14 protein-coding genes are annotated in these 18,517 nt (G+C 49.9%); 3 read left to right on the top strand and 11 right to left on the bottom strand.

Translation table 11 applies throughout. The features are described from left to right. A complete protein-coding gene (locus RHH53_RS07725; protein WP_310743628.1) occupies nt 1-5,073 on the top strand; it encodes a DEAD/DEAH box helicase in 5,073 nt (1,690 codons plus the stop codon). Here the strand turns inward: RHH53_RS07725 and RHH53_RS07720 are convergent. From RHH53_RS07720 to RHH53_RS07710, 3 genes are all read right to left on the bottom strand, one after another. Continuing rightward, the gene (locus RHH53_RS07720) at nt 5,065-6,219 is read right to left on the bottom strand and encodes a class I SAM-dependent methyltransferase (protein ID WP_310743627.1); all 1,155 of its coding nucleotides are present in this window, start codon (nt 6,217-6,219) and stop codon (nt 5,065-5,067) included. The two genes, RHH53_RS07725 and RHH53_RS07720, sit on opposite strands and share 9 nt — an antisense overlap. Then, entirely contained in the window at nt 6,219-9,161 is a 2,943-nt protein-coding gene (pruA, locus tag RHH53_RS07715) for an L-glutamate gamma-semialdehyde dehydrogenase (protein ID WP_302677972.1), read from the bottom strand. The genes RHH53_RS07720 and pruA overlap by 1 nt, the downstream gene beginning before the upstream one ends. Before the next feature lie 67 nt (nt 9,162-9,228). Next, nucleotides 9,229-9,408, bottom strand: a complete 180-nt coding sequence (locus tag RHH53_RS07710) for a hypothetical protein (RefSeq protein ID WP_206199660.1) — start codon at nt 9,406-9,408, stop codon at nt 9,229-9,231. A gap of 134 nt (nt 9,409-9,542) precedes the next feature. Here RHH53_RS07710 and priA point away from each other — a divergent pair, with 134 nt between their 5' ends. Continuing rightward, a complete protein-coding gene (gene priA / locus RHH53_RS07705; protein WP_310743626.1) occupies nt 9,543-11,969 on the top strand; it encodes a primosomal protein N' in 2,427 nt (808 codons plus the stop codon). On the opposite strand, the gene cruF is transcribed toward priA, so the two are convergent. From cruF to RHH53_RS07665, 8 genes are all read right to left on the bottom strand, one after another. Continuing rightward, nucleotides 11,925-12,839 carry a gamma-carotene 1'-hydroxylase CruF gene (cruF, locus tag RHH53_RS07700; RefSeq protein WP_206199658.1) on the bottom strand — a complete coding sequence of 305 codons (915 nt, stop codon included), beginning with the start codon at nt 12,837-12,839 and terminating at the stop codon, nt 11,925-11,927. The two genes, priA and cruF, sit on opposite strands and share 45 nt — an antisense overlap. Nucleotides 12,840-12,918: 79 nt before the next feature. Further along, nucleotides 12,919-13,605 carry an energy-coupling factor transporter transmembrane component T gene (locus RHH53_RS07695; RefSeq protein ID WP_310438275.1) on the bottom strand — a complete coding sequence of 229 codons (687 nt, stop codon included), beginning with the start codon at nt 13,603-13,605 and terminating at the stop codon, nt 12,919-12,921. Nucleotides 13,606-13,615: 10 nt separating this feature from the next. Next, a complete protein-coding gene (locus tag RHH53_RS07690) occupies nt 13,616-14,329 on the bottom strand; it encodes a TrkA family potassium uptake protein (protein ID WP_206199656.1) in 714 nt (237 codons plus the stop codon). Between the two features lie 139 nt (nt 14,330-14,468). After that, a complete protein-coding gene (locus RHH53_RS07685; protein ID WP_206199655.1) occupies nt 14,469-14,747 on the bottom strand; it encodes a glutaredoxin family protein in 279 nt (92 codons plus the stop codon). After that, the gene (locus tag RHH53_RS07680) at nt 14,744-15,211 is read right to left on the bottom strand and encodes a VOC family protein (RefSeq protein WP_310743625.1); all 468 of its coding nucleotides are present in this window, start codon (nt 15,209-15,211) and stop codon (nt 14,744-14,746) included. Before RHH53_RS07680 ends, RHH53_RS07685 begins: the two co-directional genes overlap by 4 nt. A 109-nt stretch (nt 15,212-15,320) precedes the next feature. Continuing rightward, complete coding sequence (locus tag RHH53_RS07675; protein WP_206199653.1) at nt 15,321-15,635, bottom strand: hypothetical protein; 315 nt, start codon at nt 15,633-15,635, stop codon at nt 15,321-15,323. A gap of 48 nt (nt 15,636-15,683) precedes the next feature. Next, complete coding sequence (locus RHH53_RS07670) at nt 15,684-17,009, bottom strand: aspartate aminotransferase family protein (protein WP_302677969.1); 1,326 nt, start codon at nt 17,007-17,009, stop codon at nt 15,684-15,686. A gap of 4 nt (nt 17,010-17,013) precedes the next feature. Further along, entirely contained in the window at nt 17,014-17,847 is an 834-nt protein-coding gene (locus RHH53_RS07665; protein ID WP_310743624.1) for a DUF975 family protein, read from the bottom strand. A 259-nt stretch (nt 17,848-18,106) separates the two neighbouring features. Between RHH53_RS07665 and RHH53_RS07660 the strand changes: the two genes are divergently transcribed. Then, on the top strand, nt 18,107-18,517 hold the full coding sequence (locus tag RHH53_RS07660; protein WP_206199650.1) for a DUF4351 domain-containing protein: 411 nt from the start codon (nt 18,107-18,109) through the stop codon (nt 18,515-18,517).

The following is an 18,517-nucleotide window of genomic DNA, read 5'->3' as shown; positions in this document are numbered from 1 at the left end:
ATGGGAAGAAAAGAGAAAGAGTGGTTCGATAAGCTTACCCAAGTTCGCGCCCAAGCTGCTGATATGCTTGAGCAGCCTTTCATGCGTGGTCTCCAGCGTAGTGTTGTGGACAAATACTCTGACCAAGCACACTTCATTTATGAATTACTGCAAAATGCTGATGATGCTAAGGCAACTATTGCCAAGTTCAGACTTAAAAAAGATGGACTGTACTTTATACACAATGGTTCTATTTGGTTTACTATTTCTGATCCCGACAGAGAAAAAGAGGATAGAGAAAATGGCACTTTAGGCCATATTAACGCAATTACTTCAATTGGAAACTCAAACAAAACTCAAGCTTCAATTGGTAAATTTGGAATTGGCTTTAAGGCAGTTTTTCAGTACACCCAAACACCACACATCTATGATCCACAATTTCAGTTCAAAATTGAACGCTTTATCGTGCCACGTATGCTAGATGCTGATCTTGATTGGCGAGAGTCATCAGAAACAGTTTTTTTCTTTCCTTTTGACCACACAGAAAAACAAGCTCAAGAGAGTTATGACGAGATTCTTAAAAAATTAAAGTCTTTAGAATTTCCTACTCTATTTCTCTCTAACCTAAAATTCATTTCTTTTGAAGCGGGTAATGTTAATGGTCAGTATATTAAAGAAGTTAGAGATGAGACTCAGCAACAAGATATCAGAGTTCAACATCTAAAGCTGTCATTAGTTACAAATGAAAGAAAGAATATCGAATACTTATTAATGTTTAGCAGAACCAATGATAAAGGTCATACTTATTCTATTGGCTACGCTTTAGAAGAAAATAAAGCACTACGCCCCATTCATCGTCCTGCATTTTGTTTCTTTCCAACTAGAGAAGAAACAAATCTCAACTTTATTTTGCATGCACCATTTCTGCTGACGGACAGTCGAGAAGGTATCAAAGCTGGAGAGGAACATAACCAAAAGCTTATTGAGGACTTAGCACAACTTGCTGCTGATAGCCTTCCTGTACTACGAGATGAAAAACTCATAGATGATAGTATCATTGATATTATTCCCTATGATGAATTAATGTTTGATAATCAAGATAATAGTAGTAGAATTTCATTCAGGCCATTTTATACAGCCATCAAGTCTAAGTTTAAGGAAGAAGCATTACTTCCTTCTAGCAAAAACCGATTTGCAAAATCAGACAATGCCTATTGGGCATCTATTCCTAGAATTACACAGATCATTTCTAACGAGCAGTTGGCATTTCTAACAGGTAATCAAGATGCCTGCTGGGTATTTACTTCATTTGGTCGAGATGAATGTTATCGAAAAAATAAGCAACTCGTGAATTATATCGATGAAATTATATCTGATTGGTTAGATGAAGATGACATTCTGAATAATTTTGAGGATACATTTAGTGCTTTCATAAAAAAACAAAACAAAAAACAAAACTATAAATGGTTGTATAGATTCTATGAGTGGATATCTGAATCCAAAAAAAGGATGGATATAGCAAAAAATAGAAATATATTTATTGATAATGATGGAAATGTTACTTCAGTATACGATCAAGAAGGTAAGCTAGCTCTATTTCTTCCCAATAGTGATCATGACGACTATAAAGCCTTATCATACAAGCTATTTATGGCTATCCAACGAATTATAGGCAATGGTAATAAAAAAAGTGCTAGGGAGTTTTTTGCTCGCTTCGGCATCAGAGAATACACCGTCAAGGATGAAATTGAGGCTGATATTAATAAGATAGCTAGAGGACAGATCTCACCAGATAATTTCTTGGCTAAGTCATTCAAATACTTCAAAAATGAGTGCCCGCATAATGAAATGGATCACTTTATTTCAAGAATTAAGAAGATAGACTTCCTGCCTTATCAAGCAAAAAATGGTCAAAGGGGATATTCTCGGGGAACAGCACTGTATTTTCCAACTGATGCTCTAGTTGCTTTTTATAAATCCAAGCTGGACACCAAGTTCCTAGATTGGGAATATCTTGCTGAGAAATATCCTGAATCTGATCATGAAATCTTAAAAAAATTTTTAGGTTTATTAGGCGTCAATAGTCAAGAACCATCTAAACGTGATGAGATATATGAAATTATCCTACCTCAATATGAAGATGATGAATCTCTACAGAAGCTTAGTATCAATGAGCGACTTACTCATTTAAAAACTTTTTTTGATTATTTTATGTCTCTTCCCCAATATGAGACCAAGATTTTTTTGAATGACATTAAAAAAATTCCCTTTCTTGCTTGCTTTACACAAAATAAAAGTAATAATTCAGAAATTCACTGGAGTAAACCGAACGAAATAATATATTTCCCGACTACTAAATTAAGGAAATGGTTTGAAACTAAACCAGATACAAGGTTTTTACTAGAAGATGAATACAAGAAGTTTATAGATGAAAAAGATGAAGAAAATCTCAAAACATTTCTACGTGAGCTTGGTGTTAATTTTATTCCAAAAATAATTGACGTCCCTAGCTATGAAGTTCACTATAATTGGTTTGGCATAGGAGTGACATGTGATGACAAAAAAATTGATGGTTTAGAGGAATTATTAGAGAAAGTGAATCATGAAAAATCTATTCTCCTTTGGAATATTCTTACTCGCTATTGGTGGAGTAGTTATAAAAGTGCTATGACGGTATCTCGAAGGCATTTTGGACCACGTGGAGGTTACAAAGGAGAATACGAATATGACACAAGTGTTAGTGAGAGGCTACGCAAAAGTAAGTGGCTCCTAAACAAGTCGGGTGATCTGGTTTCTCCTGATGCTATTACAATTCAAGAACTTTCAGATGAATATAATCAACGTGACGCAAATTTTATCGAATTTTTGGGAATAAAAACTTCTTATTTAAGTGAGGAAGAATCTCGGAAAATTGAGCAAGCTGATAGAATCAATAAAGTACTAGAAGAACTGGAAATTTCCGAAACTGAAGCAATAGATATTCTCAAAAAGGCTGTTCGCAGAAAAAGTACTCAATTAGAGGATAGAAGTTGTCAGTCTTCTCTAATTCAAGAAATTGAAAAGCGTCGCTCTTCGGTTAAGGATCCTAATAAGGAGGATGACAGTATTCAAGATGTAGATGACTATGCTCCACAATCAGTTAACTATGACAAAAAGCTAGATCGTGCCAAAGATCGCTACGCTAGTGAACTTGATCGCATAGAACGTGAAGAAGCTCTATATCGGAAAGCTAAAAAATTGCCTCGGTACAGCTATGGCTGGTTTATTTCACTACTTGAACTAGAGTGCATGCAAAATCTTGAAAAATTTTCAAATAGCAAGGCTATTTCTATTCGATTTAGTAAAGTAGACTTGGACAATCAGTCATCTAGGACTATTGTTCTAAGGGAGCCGAATCGTTTTATTCCACCCTCGATTGAAGATTTTTCGGATGTACGTCTAGATTTGTGTTTTGCTGATGGGCGAAAGGAAAAACTGCATATTGAATCATTTACGGCAAAAGAATTTATACTTCTTGGTAAGCTTACTTCTGAGGATGACCTGAAGGGTCTTGATCTAAGTAAGGTACTAGAAGCTTGTATTGAAATACAAAATCCATCTTTTGTCTTAAATGAACTAATGAAGCGCTTTCGTGAACTAGGGTTGGACAATCAGTTTGATATGAAGGCGAACCTAACGCCTCATATTGAGTTTGTATTCGGTCCACCTGGTACAGGTAAGACTACTTACCTTGCAGAGAAAGTGCTGATTCCAATGATGCAAGGTGATAATCCAGCCAAGGTACTTGTTCTTACACCTACTAATAAAGCAGCCGATGTTCTAGTAGCTCGTATTATAGAGAAAATGGACACAAATATTTCCTATCAGAACTGGCTTATTCGTTTTGGAAGCTCTAGTGATGAGTATATTGAAAAAGCAGGTGTGTGTCGCGATCGCTCCTTTGATATTAGCCAGTTAAGTCATTTCATAACAGTCACGACGATTGCCCGTTTTGTCTATGATGGATTTTCTACCAAATCTGGTAGGCAGAAGTTACGTGAAATAGAGTGGGATGCAATAGTGATTGATGAAGCTTCAATGATTCCACTTGTCAACATTATTTATCCACTATACAGCCACCGGTCTTGCAAATTTATTATTGCGGGAGATCCCTTCCAAATTGAACCGATTTCTGAAGTTGAAGATTGGAAAAGTGAAAATATCTATACACTGGTTGGCCTCAGTAAAGTAGGCTCTTTTGCAAGTCCTACTACAGAGCCACATCGGTACCGAGTAATAAATCTAGAAACACAATATCGGAGTATTCCTGCTATTGGCGAAGTTTTCAGTCGATTTACTTATGACGGTATTTTACGGCACCATCGAACAAATGAAATGCAGCCTCCATTAAATTTTGGTAGCCTTACCATTCAGCCAATCAATCTTATTAAGTTTCCCGTTAAACAATATGAAAGTATTTACCGACCTAAGCGACTGGAAAGTGGAACGCCTTACCATATCTACTCAGCGTTGTTCACTTTTGAATTCGTTCGCTGGCTTGCAAGCCAAGTCCATTTAAGTTCGAAGTTACACATCGGAATCATTGCTCCCTATCGTGCCCAAGCTAGCCTATTGAATAGGTTAACTGACTCATGGTCTCCTAAGCCGAGTACTATTGAGATTGAAGTCGGTACCATCCATGGTTTCCAAGGTGATGAGTGCGATATTATTGTTACTCTTTTCAATCCACCACCAAAACTCTCTTCAAGTTCTCAGATGTTCCTTAACAACCAAAATATTCTCAATGTGGCTATCAGCCGAGCGCGAGACTATCTCTTTATTGTGATGCCAGATGATGATACAGAAGGCATAAATTACTTACAGAAGATTCGTGAAATTGAACAACTTGTGAAAGACTCAGGTAGTGGATTCACTGAGTATACCTCTAGCACCATTGAAGAGATAATCTGGGGTAACCCTCAATATCTAGAAGAGAACACTTTTTCAACAACCCATCAAACAGTCAATGTATACCGTCAGTCAGAGCATAAATATGAAGTCCGTAGTGATGATTCAGCAATTGATGTTCAAATTCACGAAAAACCGTTAACTTAGTGCTGTATCTAGTTCGCCTAATAGCGGCAGATCGAGGGTGGCTTGCTTGCCTTGGAGAACGACGTAAAAGCCACCGAGGCCAAGGGGGTCAATGAGTTGGTGCAGTGATTGATGGCGGTTGAGAGCTTGGAGGAGATTGCCATTCCTCTGTTGTTGTGCTAGTAGGCGATCGCCCAAACCCAAGGCCATGAGAAATAAACTCTGGCGGGTGACATAGAGGGTTTCAAGGCCAAAGTGCTCCCCATAGCGCGTCAAGGCGGTCACATCCACATGAGCCGTAATGTCCTGCTGGCCCACAAAGCAGTAGGGATTGTCGTGGTAGCGGTGTTGATAGTAGCACTGCAAGGTACCCTCACAGCGGGCAGGATGATAGTATTGCTGGGCGGGATAACCATAGTCAATGGTGAGAACAAAGCCCCGCTCTAGGTGCTGACTCAGATCCTTGAGCCAGGGGATGAGGTTCAAATTAACCTCGGTACGGTAGCCGTCGCTGTAGCCCTGCTGCTGCGGATTAATGCCAACGGTGGCAAAGTACTTGTGAATGCGATCGCCACTCAAGGGACGCAAAACCTCTTGAAACTCCCCTTGGGCATTGAGGCTGACGTAAATTTCCTGCCAATTGCTCCCCTGCCATTGCAGCCGATGCACTGGGAATGCATCCACGAGTTCATTGCTAAAAATACAGCCAACGATGGGTTCAGCCGCTGTGCTAGAATCCAGCCAGTGCAGGCGATCGCCCCAAGGAGCCAAGCGTTGCCGTTGGCGTTCCCGTAAAGTGGGGGACTGCTCTTGAATCTGGTACTCCAGGGCGGTAAAGAAATCGGGGTAGGTCGCTTGGCTATAGCCCAAGACCCCAGCCGCAAATTGGCCTTCACCCGCCCCCATCTCCAACAGGGTAAACTTCTGTGGCCGATCCAAGGCGTGCCACATCTGCACAAAAGCCTCAGTGAGCAGTTCAGCAAAATCCCTCGTCAGACTACTGGACGTGATAAAGTCGCCGCGCCGACCAATCTGTATTTGGGGACGGTTGTAGTAGCCCCACTGCGGTGCATAGAGAGCCAAGGCCATAAACTCACAGAAGGAAATGGCGCCCGCTGCCCTGATGCGCTCCTGAAGGTCGGCCAATAGCTGAGTGCCCTTTGGCATCAATCATCCACTCCGGCAATGGGGGCAAACCCTTGGCGCTGCACATTCTCGGTAATGACACGCGGTTCCAGAAATTGCAGTAGGTAATCGCGGCCACCCGCTTTGGAACCGATCCCTGAGAGCTTAAAGCCACCAAAGGGCTGCCGATCCACGATCGCCCCCGTAATCCCACGGTTGATGTACAGGTTCCCTACGGCAAATTGGGCTTTGGCCTGCTGAATATGGGACGGCGTCCGCGAATACAGCCCCCCCGTCAGGGCATAGGCCGTGGCATTGGCAATTTCAAGGGCTTGGCTGAAGGTTTCTGCCCGCAGTACCGCTAGCACCGGGCCAAAAATTTCCTCTTGGGCGAGCGTGGCGGTGGGGGGGACGTTGGTAAAGATGGTAGGGGAGACAAAATACCCCACCTCCGGTACCGGTACACTCAAGGTCAGTTCCGCTTCCCGCTGTCCCTTGGCAATGTATTCCTGAATGCGATCGCGGGCGGCTGCGGTCACCACCGGTCCAACACGGGTACTGGGCAAATGGGCAGGCCCAATATTGAGGGACTTGGTGGCCTCCACTAAGCGCTGCACAAAGGGTTGATAGATGGACTCGAGGACAATCACCCGCGAACAGGCGGAGCATTTTTGGCCGCTGTAGCCAAAGGCCGATTGCACCACCCCCGCCACTGCCTGATCTAAGTCGGCACTTTCGTCAATGATAATGGCGTTTTTGCCCCCCATCTCGGCAATCACCCGTTTGATGTGGGTTTGTCCCCGCTGCAACACCGCTGCCTCAGCAATAATGCGGCAGCCCACCTCTTGGGAGCCAGTAAAGGCAATGAGATGCACATCGGGGTGTTTTGTCAAATAGGGGCCAATCACCGATCCTCGCCCCGGCAGAAACTGAAATACCCCGCGGGGAAAACCAGCGGCAATGAGAATTTCAGCCAGCTTCGCTGCAACCACAGCCGCCGGATCCGCGGGCTTGAGGATGGTACAGTTGCCTGTGACTAAGGCGGCCACGGTCATACCGGTGGGAATCGCTAGGGGAAAGTTCCAAGGGGAAATGACGACTGCAATGCCGCGACCTTGGTAGTGGTAATGGTTGGTTTCACCGGGAAAGTTGCGGTCATAGCCGCTGCTGAGGCGTTCCATTTCATCGGCGTAGTAGCGGCAAAAATCAACGGCTTCGGAGACTTCGGCATCCCCTTCCGCCACCACCTTGCCCACTTCATAGCACATCCAAGCTACCAGTTCATGGCGTTGTGCCTCGAGGAGATCCGCTGCCCGCCGTAGCAGGATGGCCCGTTCGGCTACGGGAGTCTGTTGCCACTGCGCTTGAGCGGCTTTGGCAGCCCGGATTGCATGATCGGCATCCTCAATGGTGGCCAAGCCAACGCGACCCACGATTTCCTCTGGCTGTGAGGGGTTGAGGGACTCACTGTATTCGAGGGTATTGACGCGATCGCCATTGATGATGGGGGTATAGGTTTGCCCTAGTTGGCGATGGACATGAATTAAGGCCGCTTGAATCGCTTCCCGCTGGCTGGCGCGGGCATAGTCGCTATTGGCGGCATTGACAAAGGTTGAGGTCTTGCCGGTGGTCAGATGAACGTTCACTGCCCTAAAGTCTGCCGTTGGTTCTGGCGGTGCCAAGAGTGCGTCAATATTTACCGCTCCCAATTGTTGGCGCAAAAAGGAACTATTGGCCGTATTTTCCAAGAGCCGCCGAATCAGGTAGGCCATCCCCGGAATCAGCTCACCGTAGGGACAATAGACCCGCACCGTCTGCCCCGCTTCCACAAGAGCCTTGGCAAGTTTATCGGCCATACCATAGAGAACTTGGCATTCCATGGCCGTGGGCGGAATGTGCTGATGTTGGGCGATCGCGATCGCCCGCGCTTGGGAACGCACATTATGACTCGCAACTGCTGTGCGCAAAAGCGTGTGGTGACTCAGGAGCAGTTCAATCACCCGCTCAAAGTTGGCGTCGGTATCTTGCTTGTGTTGATAGACGGGCAATGGCCAGTCATTTTGTACCGCCTTAATCAGTTCTTGATCCCAGTAGGCGCCCTTGACCACCCGCACGGTGATTGGTGTCCCCCGCTGTTGCACCCAAGTAATCAGGTCTTGGGCATCTTGGTAACTATCCCGCAAATAGGCTTGCAGGGTCAGCCCGACATCAGCGCGATCGCGAAACTCTGGCTCTAGCAAAATGTCCTTGAGGATTGCAAGGGTAATGTCTTTGTAGGCATACTGCTCCATGTCAAAGTGCACCGCTACCCCCAATTCTTGGGCACGATGCAACAGCCGCCGAATCGGTTCCCCCACCTTGGCACGGCAGCCAGACACATCCAAAGGATCAAACTGCGAGTAGAAGGCCGTCAGCTTCACGGAGACTTGGACTGGATTCACCCCTTCCCGCTGACCCAAGGGGCTGAGTTGCTGCATCAAGTCAAGGTAGCGATCGCAATACTGCTGCGCCTCTGCCTCCGTAATCACCGCTTCCCCAAGAATATCCATCGTCACCAGCATGCCCTGCTTGCGTAGGCGGCCAATGGTTTTCAGCACCTGCTCGGTGGTTTCACCAGCAATGTACTTGTGGGCAAGGGCTTGAACCGCTGTTGTGAAGGTGGTTGCCGCTGCTTGGGCGGGCAGGGAATCCGGCTGAGCAAAGTTCAAGAGTTTTTTTAGGCCTTCCGGCAACTCCACACTGGGGTCACTGAGGTACTCCTGCAAGTGGCGTGCCACCTCGGCTTTACTGCGCAGACTCGGCAGGCAGTCAATGAGGCGAAAGAGTTGCACCCGTAGCCCCGGATGTTCCATCGCCCAGCCGAGGAGTTTATCTTCAATGCGCATTTGCTCCCGCAGTTGACTGAAAAAGTTGCGGGACTCTTGACTAGCCGCCCACAGTTGACGGGCGATCGCGATCGTTTGTGCTTCGTAAAGACCAGTCACGGAGAATCTTGGGTGAGGAGCAGCCTTTCCTATTTTCCCATGTCCTCTAAAGCAAACAACCAAATTCTTAGCAGGGACGAATCAATCGGTGGTTAGCTCGCACCAAGCAAATGTGATTCTCTTCACCAATGGACACCTTGAACCAAGGCAATCCTCGACTATCGGTAATCGTGGCAAAGCCTGCGGGTGTGATATTGGCTCTTAAAACAGTGCCTGTGGGAAAGCGGTGCACCACCGGCCAGCGCATAATCGCCAGCTCCCAGCCTAGGGAGCAAATCTGCGTTGTGGAATAGCGAAAATCTAAAGAAATAGAGAAGTATGTACAGTGGTTGGGGACGTTGTTTATCTGCCTGTCTGAGTGAAAACCAATCAAACCATCTGATGGCCTTAGCACCTCAACAACCCTCTCTCTACACCAGTGTGCTTGTGGACTGTCCGGCGGCAAGCGAGGCTTACACTTACCAAGTTCCTGCGGGTTGGTGTCTCCAAGGGGGCGAGGTGGTGGAAGTACCCTTTGGCTCCCAAGTGGTGCGGGGGATTGTCCTCGAGGTACTAGAAACTGTAGCCCCATCCGTCGATCCACAGCGCTTGCGATCGCTCCTTGAAGTGGTTGACCAGCAGCTTTTTCCCAAGGACTATTGGGCGTTGTTAGAACAAATTGCCACGTACTACTGCACGCCTTTAATTCAAGTGGTGCGCACTGCTCTGCCGCCGGGGGTCTTGGGGCGATCGCAACGGCGGGTGCGCCTGCGGCGCCAACAGGGGATTCCCCCCCTGTCAGAACAGGGGCAACATCTGCTGCGCTTTCTCCAGACCAAGGGTAATGGGGACTACAGTGTGCGCTACCTCCAGCAACAGCTTCCCAAGGTTGAGCGTGCCCTCGCAGAACTCGAACGCCTTGGCTTGGTGGAAACCTACTTAGCGGCACCCGCTAGTCAACAGCCAAAACAGCAGCAGGCAGTGATCCTCCTCAATAGTGAAGGCGAGACCTTAACGCAGCGGCAGCGCCAAATCCTCCGCTATTTGCAGCAGCAGGGTCGCGATTGCTGGCTACAAGAGGTGGTCAAGGCCACCGGCACCACCGCCCAAACGCTCCATCGCCTTGCCGCCAAAGGATACATTGCCATTGTCGAGCAGCAGCACTGCCGCATTGAACAGGGGGTAGCGGTGACACCGGATCGGCCAAAAGCCCTCACCCCTGCCCAAGCCACTGCCCTGCAAGCCATTTCAGCACACCTAGACTGTGCCCAAACCTTTCTCCTGCACGGGGTGACGGGGTCGGGCAAAACGGAAGTCTATCTGCAAGCCATAGCTGAGTGCCTAGGGCGAGGGCGATCGGCCTTGCTGCTAGTGCCGGAGATTGGCTTGACGCCTCAACTGACGGATCGCGTGCGTGCTCGCTTTGGTGAACGCCTGTTGGTCTATCACAGTGGTCTCAGTGAGGGGGAGCGCTACGATACTTGGCGGTTGACGCTGATGCCGCAGCCACGGGTAATCATTGGCACGCGATCGGCGGTTCTGCTGCCCTTGGTGGGCTTGGGTTTGATCATTCTGGATGAAGAGCACGACAGCGGCTACAAACAGGATCAACCTCAGCCTTGTTACCATGCCCGTACCGTTGCCCAGTGGCGATCGCGCCAGCAACAGTGTCCCCTGATTTTAGGAACCGCTACCCCTGCCCTCAGCACTTGGCAGGCTGTCCAAACCGGCCAGATTCAGATCCTTTCCCTTCCCCAGCGTATCCACGCCACCCCCCTGCCCCCCATCACCGTCGTGGATATGCGCCAAGAATTGCACCGTGGCAACCGTTCCATGCTCAGTCGTCCGCTGCAAGACGCTCTAGGGAATCTTCAGGGACAGCAGGCAATTCTCTTTGTACCGCGGCGGGGTCACAGTACCTTTGTCTCCTGTCGCAGTTGTGGCACAGTGATCTACTGTCCCCATTGCAGCGTCTCTCTCACTGGACACCTCTTTGGCGAGGAGATGGAAGTGCTGCGCTGTCACTATTGCAACTATAGCCAAGCCGTACCGCAGCGTTGTCCCAGTTGTGCCTCCCCCTATCTCAAGCCCTTTGGTGGCGGGACGCAGCGGGTGGTGAGTGAACTGAATCGCCTCTTGCCGCAGTTGCGAGTTCTGCGCTTTGACAGTGATACGACCCAACGCAAGGGTGCCCATCGCCGGTTACTGGCTCAGTTTGCCGCCGGCGAAGCTGATGTGATGGTGGGGACACAAATGCTGACGAAGGGCATTGATCTGCCGCAGGTCGCCCTCGTGGGAATTTTGGCTGCCGATAGTCTCCTGCACTTGCCTGATTATCAGGCGGCAGAACGCACGTTTCAAATCCTCACCCAAGTGGCGGGGCGATCGGGCCGGGGGACACACCCCGGTAAAGTCATTCTCCAAACCTATGTGCCGCAGCATCCAGTGATTACAGCGGTCAAAGCCTATGACTGGGACACCTTTGCTACCCAGGAGCTAAGTAGCCGTGCCCCCTTGGGCTATCCCCCCTATGCCCAACTAATCCTTCTGCGCTTGAGTAGTCCCGATGCTGAGGAGGTGGCCGCAACGGCTCAGGCGATCGCCCAACAGCTCCAAACGTTAGCCCCAGTTTCTCAGGGAGAATGGGAAGTACTTGGCCCCGCCCCGGCCGCGATCGCCAAAATTGCTGGCCGCTACCGCTGGCAAATTTTACTCAAGGGCAAACTAGAACGAGTTTCTAACCTCAGCCCAGCCCTCATGCACCTCAAGGAGCAGTGTCCCCGCTCAACCCGCCTCAGTATTGATGTTGACCCCCTGAACTTTCTCTAGGGGGGCTTCAGTAAACCACCACAGTGCTGTGACCGGCACGACCCCCAAAACAAATCCCAGCGTTGCCGGAATCCAAAAACGTTGATCCAAGGACGTGAGGGTAATCATCGCCCCAAAGGCAAAATTCACCAGATACACCACCAAGGGGGTAATGAGTTGCCCACGGTTCACCATCATTGGCTTTGGCCACCAAGTGATCATCGCCAGCCCCATAAATACGGCCCCTGTGCCCGTCCATCCCAGAATGTTGCGGTAAGGCATCCCAAAGAATTCACCGACATCCTGAAATTGCCAAAAAGGAATGGCAGTTTGACTCATGGCCGGATCAAGGACAAAATCCCAAGCGGTTAAAAAGATTGCTCCCAAGCCCACGGTGATCAGGGCTGCCCCCAAGCCCACGCCCTTGCCTTCCCGCAGCGGACGACTGATGAAGCCACTGTAGGCCAAAAGAAACGTGACTAGCCCCATATAAAACCAAGAGAGGGGAATGGTGAAGGGCACCAGTCCAGCAATTTTGTGCCCCAAACCACTGAGGTAACCATAATGGCCAAAGGGAAAGCCGGTACTCGTCCCCAACAGTTCACTGGTAAGGGAAATGCCCACCGCTGGCAGCAAAAAGCCAAGCAGTTTGCCAAGGCCAAAGTTGCGATAGGTGTGAAGGGCGATCGCCAGTGCGCCGAGGACAATATAAACGACACCCCCACTCCCCATACTCCATTGAAAAAGCTGCTGACCCCAGGCGGGCAACGCCAGAATAAACTCGGGATGGGGAACGACGAGGAGCAACCCCGCTAAGCCAAAGGCCATCGCCACAATATGACCAACTAGGCACACCTGCTCCGCAACGAAAAGCGCGTTCTTGGGTTTCATAGGGGCAATCTCAAAGGGGCAATCGTTTACAAATGTTAATATGTTAATGTACCACTGTTCCCACTGTCGTCTATCCACCTCAAAAAGGCAGTTGGATTTCGCCAAGGGCATCATAGATTGCCAACAATCCTGCCCCCAAGCTAGCACTCAGCGTTAGCCCCCAACTCCAAGGCGCCCCTTCAGAAAATTGCGGACGACGCTGAAGCACTTGCCCATAGCCCCGCAGCCGCATTGCCAGATAGATCTGCTGTGCCCGTTCCTCGGCGCGAATGAGAAAGATACCAATCACCTGTGCCCACGGGCGAAGGCGGCGCCAACTCAAGCGAAATCCCCGCAGAAAGAGTGCCTGCTGCATTTGTGTCAACTGACTCTCTAGCTCAAAGAGATAGCGATAGGTCAAAGCCAGCGTATCCACCAACAGGGGGGGGAGCCCCCACCAGCGACAGACCCGCACCCATTCACTAAACGTCAAGCTTTCTAGCAACACCACGCCAAGGGCAAGACACAAGACCAAGCGCCATGTGAGGAGCAGTGCGATCGGCCACGCCGTAACCGCCAACAGTAACCACAGTCCCAGAAAAAAGAGCCCCATCTGCTGCAGACGTTTGCCCAAGCGCTGCCAAGGGACATGGCTCAGGAGATAGAGGAGCGCCACAAGCAAGGTCGCGATCGCCAGACTGTCTAACCGCCGCAAACTACTAATGCAAAAAATCCACAGGAGAATCGCCATCACCCGTGCCGGCGGCGACCAGTAGCGAAAGCTCAAGGGTTATGCCCTAATTAATGTGTTGACTACGCAAAAAGCGATCAATATCGTTATTGGCACCAATCACCACCATAATGTCCCCTTTATTGAGCTTTTGGTTGGGACTGGGATTGATCTCAAACTTATCATCAAAGCGCAGGGCAATGAGGTTGAGGCCATAGCGACTACGGAGTTCCACCTCGGCAACTGTGCGATTGTGAAATGCCTCAGGCACTTTGACTTCGACAATACTTTTTTCGGGGTCAAGGTCAAACCAATCGAGAATCGCTGGGCGGGTGAGCGATCGCGCCAGTTCACAACCCGCCTCATACTCTGGAAAGACCACCCGATCTGCCCCCACTCGCTCTAGGAGTTTTTTATGAATCTCTGAGGAAGCCTTGGCAATGACATTGGGCACGCCTGCCTCCTTTAGGTTCAATGTCGTGATAATACTGGCGTCGAGATGGTTGCCAATGGCCACAATTACCGTTTCAAACTCAAACAGACCCGCCTCCTTCAGGGCTTGGGGATCCGTGGAATCCAGTTGAATCGCATGATCCACAATGTGATCCTGAAGCACTTGATTCACCAATCGCTCTTGGTTATCACTGCCGAGCACCTCATAGCCCATGCCGTGCAGGGTCTCGCACACCCCCCGGCCAAACCGCCCTAGGCCAATCACCGCATACTGCTGCGAGATCTTGACCCCCCGCCCGCGAAAGAGCATTGCTCCAAAATCCACCATTCCTGAGTTTCCTATTGGCTTTGCGATGCCGATGACGACCCTTTTCTAACATATGGGATACATAGGGGGGATGCAATCTAGCAATTAAATTTTTGGCCGTATTCGATTGCTGTGAAAAGGGCTGTAATTGATCATGCCCTTAAGGAGTGGACGCTGAGCCGCCTGAATGGGTCAGTTCTTGGAGTCGCTGACGAATGTGTGCAGCACTGGCACGGGGAGAAAAGCGCGGTACGGGAAGCACTTGCGTTCCAATCACTAGGTAGAGAACAGGAATCTCGTATTGATAGGCTTGCCACCAATCCTCGCGGCTGGTGATGTCGCGTACCTCAAGGGTAAATTCCTTCAGAGTGGCCAGCTTCTCTTGTAGTCCTTCACAGAGGTGACAGCCGGGCTTGCTATAGAGAATCAGATGGGTCACGGTTGCGGCGCAGAAACGAGGGGGGTATCGCCAATATGACGGTGATCCCGCAGGCCAAAAATGGCTTCTACATGGCGGTAGTGCTTCATTTCAATCAGGTTGTGGAAGGGGTCTGCGAGAAAGAACGTTTGGTGCTCTAGGGGGGTATTGGCAAAGCGGGTACGCGGTGGCTGGTAAAAGTCAAGTCCCTTCTTGATCACGCGATCGCAGAGGTTTTGCCAGTCGGCCTGTGCCAAGAAAATCAAGCCAAAGTGGCGCGGATAAATGCTCTTGGGTGGGGTTAAGGGTTCATCCGTGACGTGAGCCACCAGTTGATGGCCATAGAGCTTCATGATCAGGCAGTGGGGATTTTCGCGCCCCGGTTCACAGCCCAACCCATCAATGTAGTAGGCCTTGGTGTCTGCCAAATTACTGACAGGAAAGGCAAGGTGAAATAAAACGGGAGCGATCGCCAACTGAGCCATAGATTTCTCTCGAACTGAAAATGGCTAAATTAGCCGCTATTTTAGCAGGAGAACCGGCTCTCGGTCTGCTTCCCAAGTCGAGTCAAGTATCAATCCCCAGTATTGTTGTTTATCGGCAACGGAATGGATAACAGGGGTAATAGGGGTAATAAACGGGTGAATAGGGGGGCGGGTAAATTACGGGGCGAGGCGGATAGGGCACTGGCACAATAATGTAGGTTTGAGATTGCTGCGGCGGACGGTAAATGACGGGATTGTAGGGACTGTACTGCGGTGTCCGTGGCCGCCCAAAGGACTCTAGCCCTGGGAAAAAGACATCAACCCCCGGCTGATTAGGAAAGAGGGGATAGGCGGCACGACTGGGGGGAGCGATCGCCACCAGCGTAGCTAAGCTACTGATGGCCAACGGCAGGAAGCGTAACATAGATGCCTCCAAGGAGAGAGTGATCCGCTGATTCTGACGCGGCGGTGCCTAGGGAAGTTCCCGTAGAACACGACTCAAAATATCCACCATTTGATCAATGTGCGATCGCTCCACAATCAGCGGTGGTGAGAGGGCAATAATATCCCCCGTGACACGAATCAGTAGTCCCGCTTCAAAGGCACGACAGAGGGCATCATAGCCCCGTGCCCCTCCTTGCCCCTCCCGTGGCGCCAATTCAATCCCTGCCACCAAGCCCAAGTTGCGAATATCAATGACATGGGGCAGACCCCGTAGGCTGTGGATGGCCTCCTGCCAATAGGGCGCCAGGGAAGCCGCCCGCTCAAATAGGGCTTCTTTCTCGTAGATCTCTAGGGTTGCCAAGGCGGCCGCACAGGCAAGGGGATGTCCCGAATAGGTGTAGCCATGGAAAAACTCAATTTGCCCCGCGGGGCCTTGCATGAAGGTGTCGTAAATCTCATCGCGGACAATCACCGCTCCCATGGGTACAGCGGCATTGGTTAGACCCTTGGCAACCGTGATGAGGTCTGGAGTCACACCAAAGTACTGACTGGCAAAGGGGGCACCGAGACGGCCAAAACCCGTGATCACTTCATCAAAGATCAGCAAAATGCCGTGGCGATCGCAAATGGCACGCAGGCGTTCCAAGTATCCTTGGGGCGGAATCAATACCCCCGTAGAGCCAGCGAGGGGTTCAACAATCACTGCCGCAATCGTCGAGGCATCATGCAGCGCCACCAAGCGTTCTAGCTCATCGGCTAAATGTGCTCCCCAAGCGGGTTGCCCCTTGCTGAAGGCATTGTGCTCAAGGTTGTGGGTGTGGGGCAGATGATCCACTCCTGCCAAGAGAGAACCAAAGAACTTGCGATTGGGCGCAATTCCTCCCACTGAAATTCCACCAAAGCCGACCCCGTGATAGCCCCGCTCACGCCCAATGAGCCGTTGTCGTGTCCCCTCTCCCCGCAGCCGATGGTAGGCAAGAGCAATTTTCAAGGCTGTATCCACGGCCTCAGAGCCAGAGTTGGCAAAAAAGACATGGTTAAGGGGATCAGGGGTAATGGCACGCAGGCGATCGGCCACCTGAAATGGCCCCGGATGTCCCATCTGAAATGTGGGGGCAAAATCCAGTGTTGCTGCCTGTTGGGCGATCGCGCTCACAATTTCTGGACGGCAGTGGCCGGCATTGACACACCACAACCCGGCGGTGCCATCGAGAATCTCACGGCCATCAATGCTCCTGTAGTACATCCCGGCTGCCGAAACAAGGAGCCGAGGGCTTTGCTTGAACTGGCGGTTGGCCGTAAAGGGCATCCAGAAGGGGTCGAGGTTGAGATCCGCAAGGGTGGGCAGCGTCATCAGACTAAAACTGGTTCGTATTATCCGTCGTGGGCATGAGGCCAATAATATCGCGGTAGGCCGCCACAATGACACAACTACTCCAAGGAATAGTCACCAGCATCCCCACACAGCAGAGGCAAAAGCCCAAGATATTGAAGAAAATGATTGACACGCTGAGAAAAAAGAAGCTCCACCAATCGCGGGAAACTAAGCGGCGGCTGGTTTCTAGTGCCGGCCACATATCAAACCGGTGTTCCACCACCAAAGGCACAGCAAACATATAGGCTACCCCAAAGTAAACCCCCGGCAGCAGCAGGATGGCACCCACCAAGATGAAAACGGGGGTCAGGGCATCCGGCACAGCGGGAAGCTGCTCCAGTAACGCTAGCAGTTGTTCTAAGTCGGCATCGGGTTCCGCTGCTTCAGCCGCCGCCCGCCTTAATATGCTTTGCCAGAAGGGCAACCCCGCAATCATGAATAGAATGCTGGCACTAATCACAAACACATTCGTAATCAAACCGATGATCAAGTTCGTCAGAAAAATTGGCAAAAAGTAGTTGTTTTTGAACGCATTAAAAAAGTCGCTAAATTCGGGTCTTTGGTTGCGGGCAATGCGAAAGCTGAAAAAGTAGTAGCCTGCGGCGAAGAGGCCTGCCAAAATCGTGCTAACAATCGGGCCAGCCCCCGGAATGTTGTTGAGCACACCATTGATAATCATTGCCAGAATGAGAAAACCAATGTAGGCAGCGGGTTGAGTGCTGAAAATTTGCCAGCCCTCATTGAGGTATTGACCAATCCGTACTTGATAGGGGCGGTTGGCGATCGCCTGGGGAGTATGTTCTGACTCACTGTACATAATGGCGGTTCCAAGGGGTTGCCTCTAGCCTAGCGATCGCTTGGGGCTGCACCAATTGTCAATGTGTCACTTCTTCACCTTTCTAAAACCTCGGATATAAGTCTTTCCTGTAATCATTTTCAAAATGTTGAGTGTGTTCAATCCATGGGACAAGACTTGTATTTAATACCAGCTCTTTGTAACATTGAGCTTAATAAATAGGTCTTAAACGAGGGAATTGTCTATCCTAAAACTGAAGTCATCTCAGTAGGAGACCTTCATGGCTCGCCTGCTTGTCCTCACAATTACAGAAAGCTCTGAAGAACTGCAGCGACGCCTACAACATGAAACCGATGCCCGACAGCAGGAACGCTTGCAGATGCTCTACTGGCTGAAGCAAGGACTTGTCCACAGCCGCCCACAAATTGCCCAATTGCTCCATTGCAACGAGTCCACTATTACTCGCTGGCTGAACGCTTATCGCCAACGAGGACTCCAGCAGTTATTGGCAGTCAAGACGCCCCCCGGAGCCGCCCGCATCATCCTAAGACGGCGGTTTGGCGAGTTACCAGCTGGCCTTGAGGAGCGCATTCGCCAGCTCCCTGCCCATCAAATCGAAGCATTGGCAGAGGCTCTCTTGGACTTCACTGCCCTAGAGGAAGTGTTTGCATGGCTAGAACGCTCCAGCTAG

Origin of the sequence: Thermosynechococcus sp. PKX82 (genome assembly GCF_031583255.1) — a bacterium.
Taxonomy (GTDB): Bacteria; Cyanobacteriota; Cyanobacteriia; order Thermosynechococcales; family Thermosynechococcaceae; genus Thermosynechococcus.
Note: the sequence above shows the minus strand (reverse complement) of the source record. Positions and strands in the feature narration are given on the sequence as shown.

Excerpts from the sequence above, each read along its gene's own strand:
- RHH53_RS07725 (WP_310743628.1), top strand. The coding sequence starts at position 1 with ATGGGAAGAAAAGAGAAAGAGTGGTTCGATAAGCTTACCCAAGTTCGC.
- RHH53_RS07720 (WP_310743627.1), bottom strand. The coding sequence starts at position 6,219 with ATGCCAAAGGGCACTCAGCTATTGGCCGACCTTCAGGAGCGCATCAGG.
- RHH53_RS07710 (WP_206199660.1), bottom strand. The coding sequence starts at position 9,408 with ATGCGCTGGCCGGTGGTGCACCGCTTTCCCACAGGCACTGTTTTAAGA.
- priA (WP_310743626.1), top strand. The coding sequence starts at position 9,543 with ATGGCCTTAGCACCTCAACAACCCTCTCTCTACACCAGTGTGCTTGTG.
- cruF (WP_206199658.1), bottom strand. The coding sequence starts at position 12,839 with ATGAAACCCAAGAACGCGCTTTTCGTTGCGGAGCAGGTGTGCCTAGTT.
- RHH53_RS07690 (WP_206199656.1), bottom strand. The coding sequence starts at position 14,329 with ATGGTGGATTTTGGAGCAATGCTCTTTCGCGGGCGGGGGGTCAAGATC.
- RHH53_RS07680 (WP_310743625.1), bottom strand. The coding sequence starts at position 15,211 with ATGGCTCAGTTGGCGATCGCTCCCGTTTTATTTCACCTTGCCTTTCCT.
- RHH53_RS07675 (WP_206199653.1), bottom strand. The coding sequence starts at position 15,635 with ATGTTACGCTTCCTGCCGTTGGCCATCAGTAGCTTAGCTACGCTGGTG.
- RHH53_RS07670 (WP_302677969.1), bottom strand. The coding sequence starts at position 17,009 with ATGACGCTGCCCACCCTTGCGGATCTCAACCTCGACCCCTTCTGGATG.
- RHH53_RS07665 (WP_310743624.1), bottom strand. The coding sequence starts at position 17,847 with ATGTACAGTGAGTCAGAACATACTCCCCAGGCGATCGCCAACCGCCCC.
- RHH53_RS07660 (WP_206199650.1), top strand. The coding sequence starts at position 18,107 with ATGGCTCGCCTGCTTGTCCTCACAATTACAGAAAGCTCTGAAGAACTG.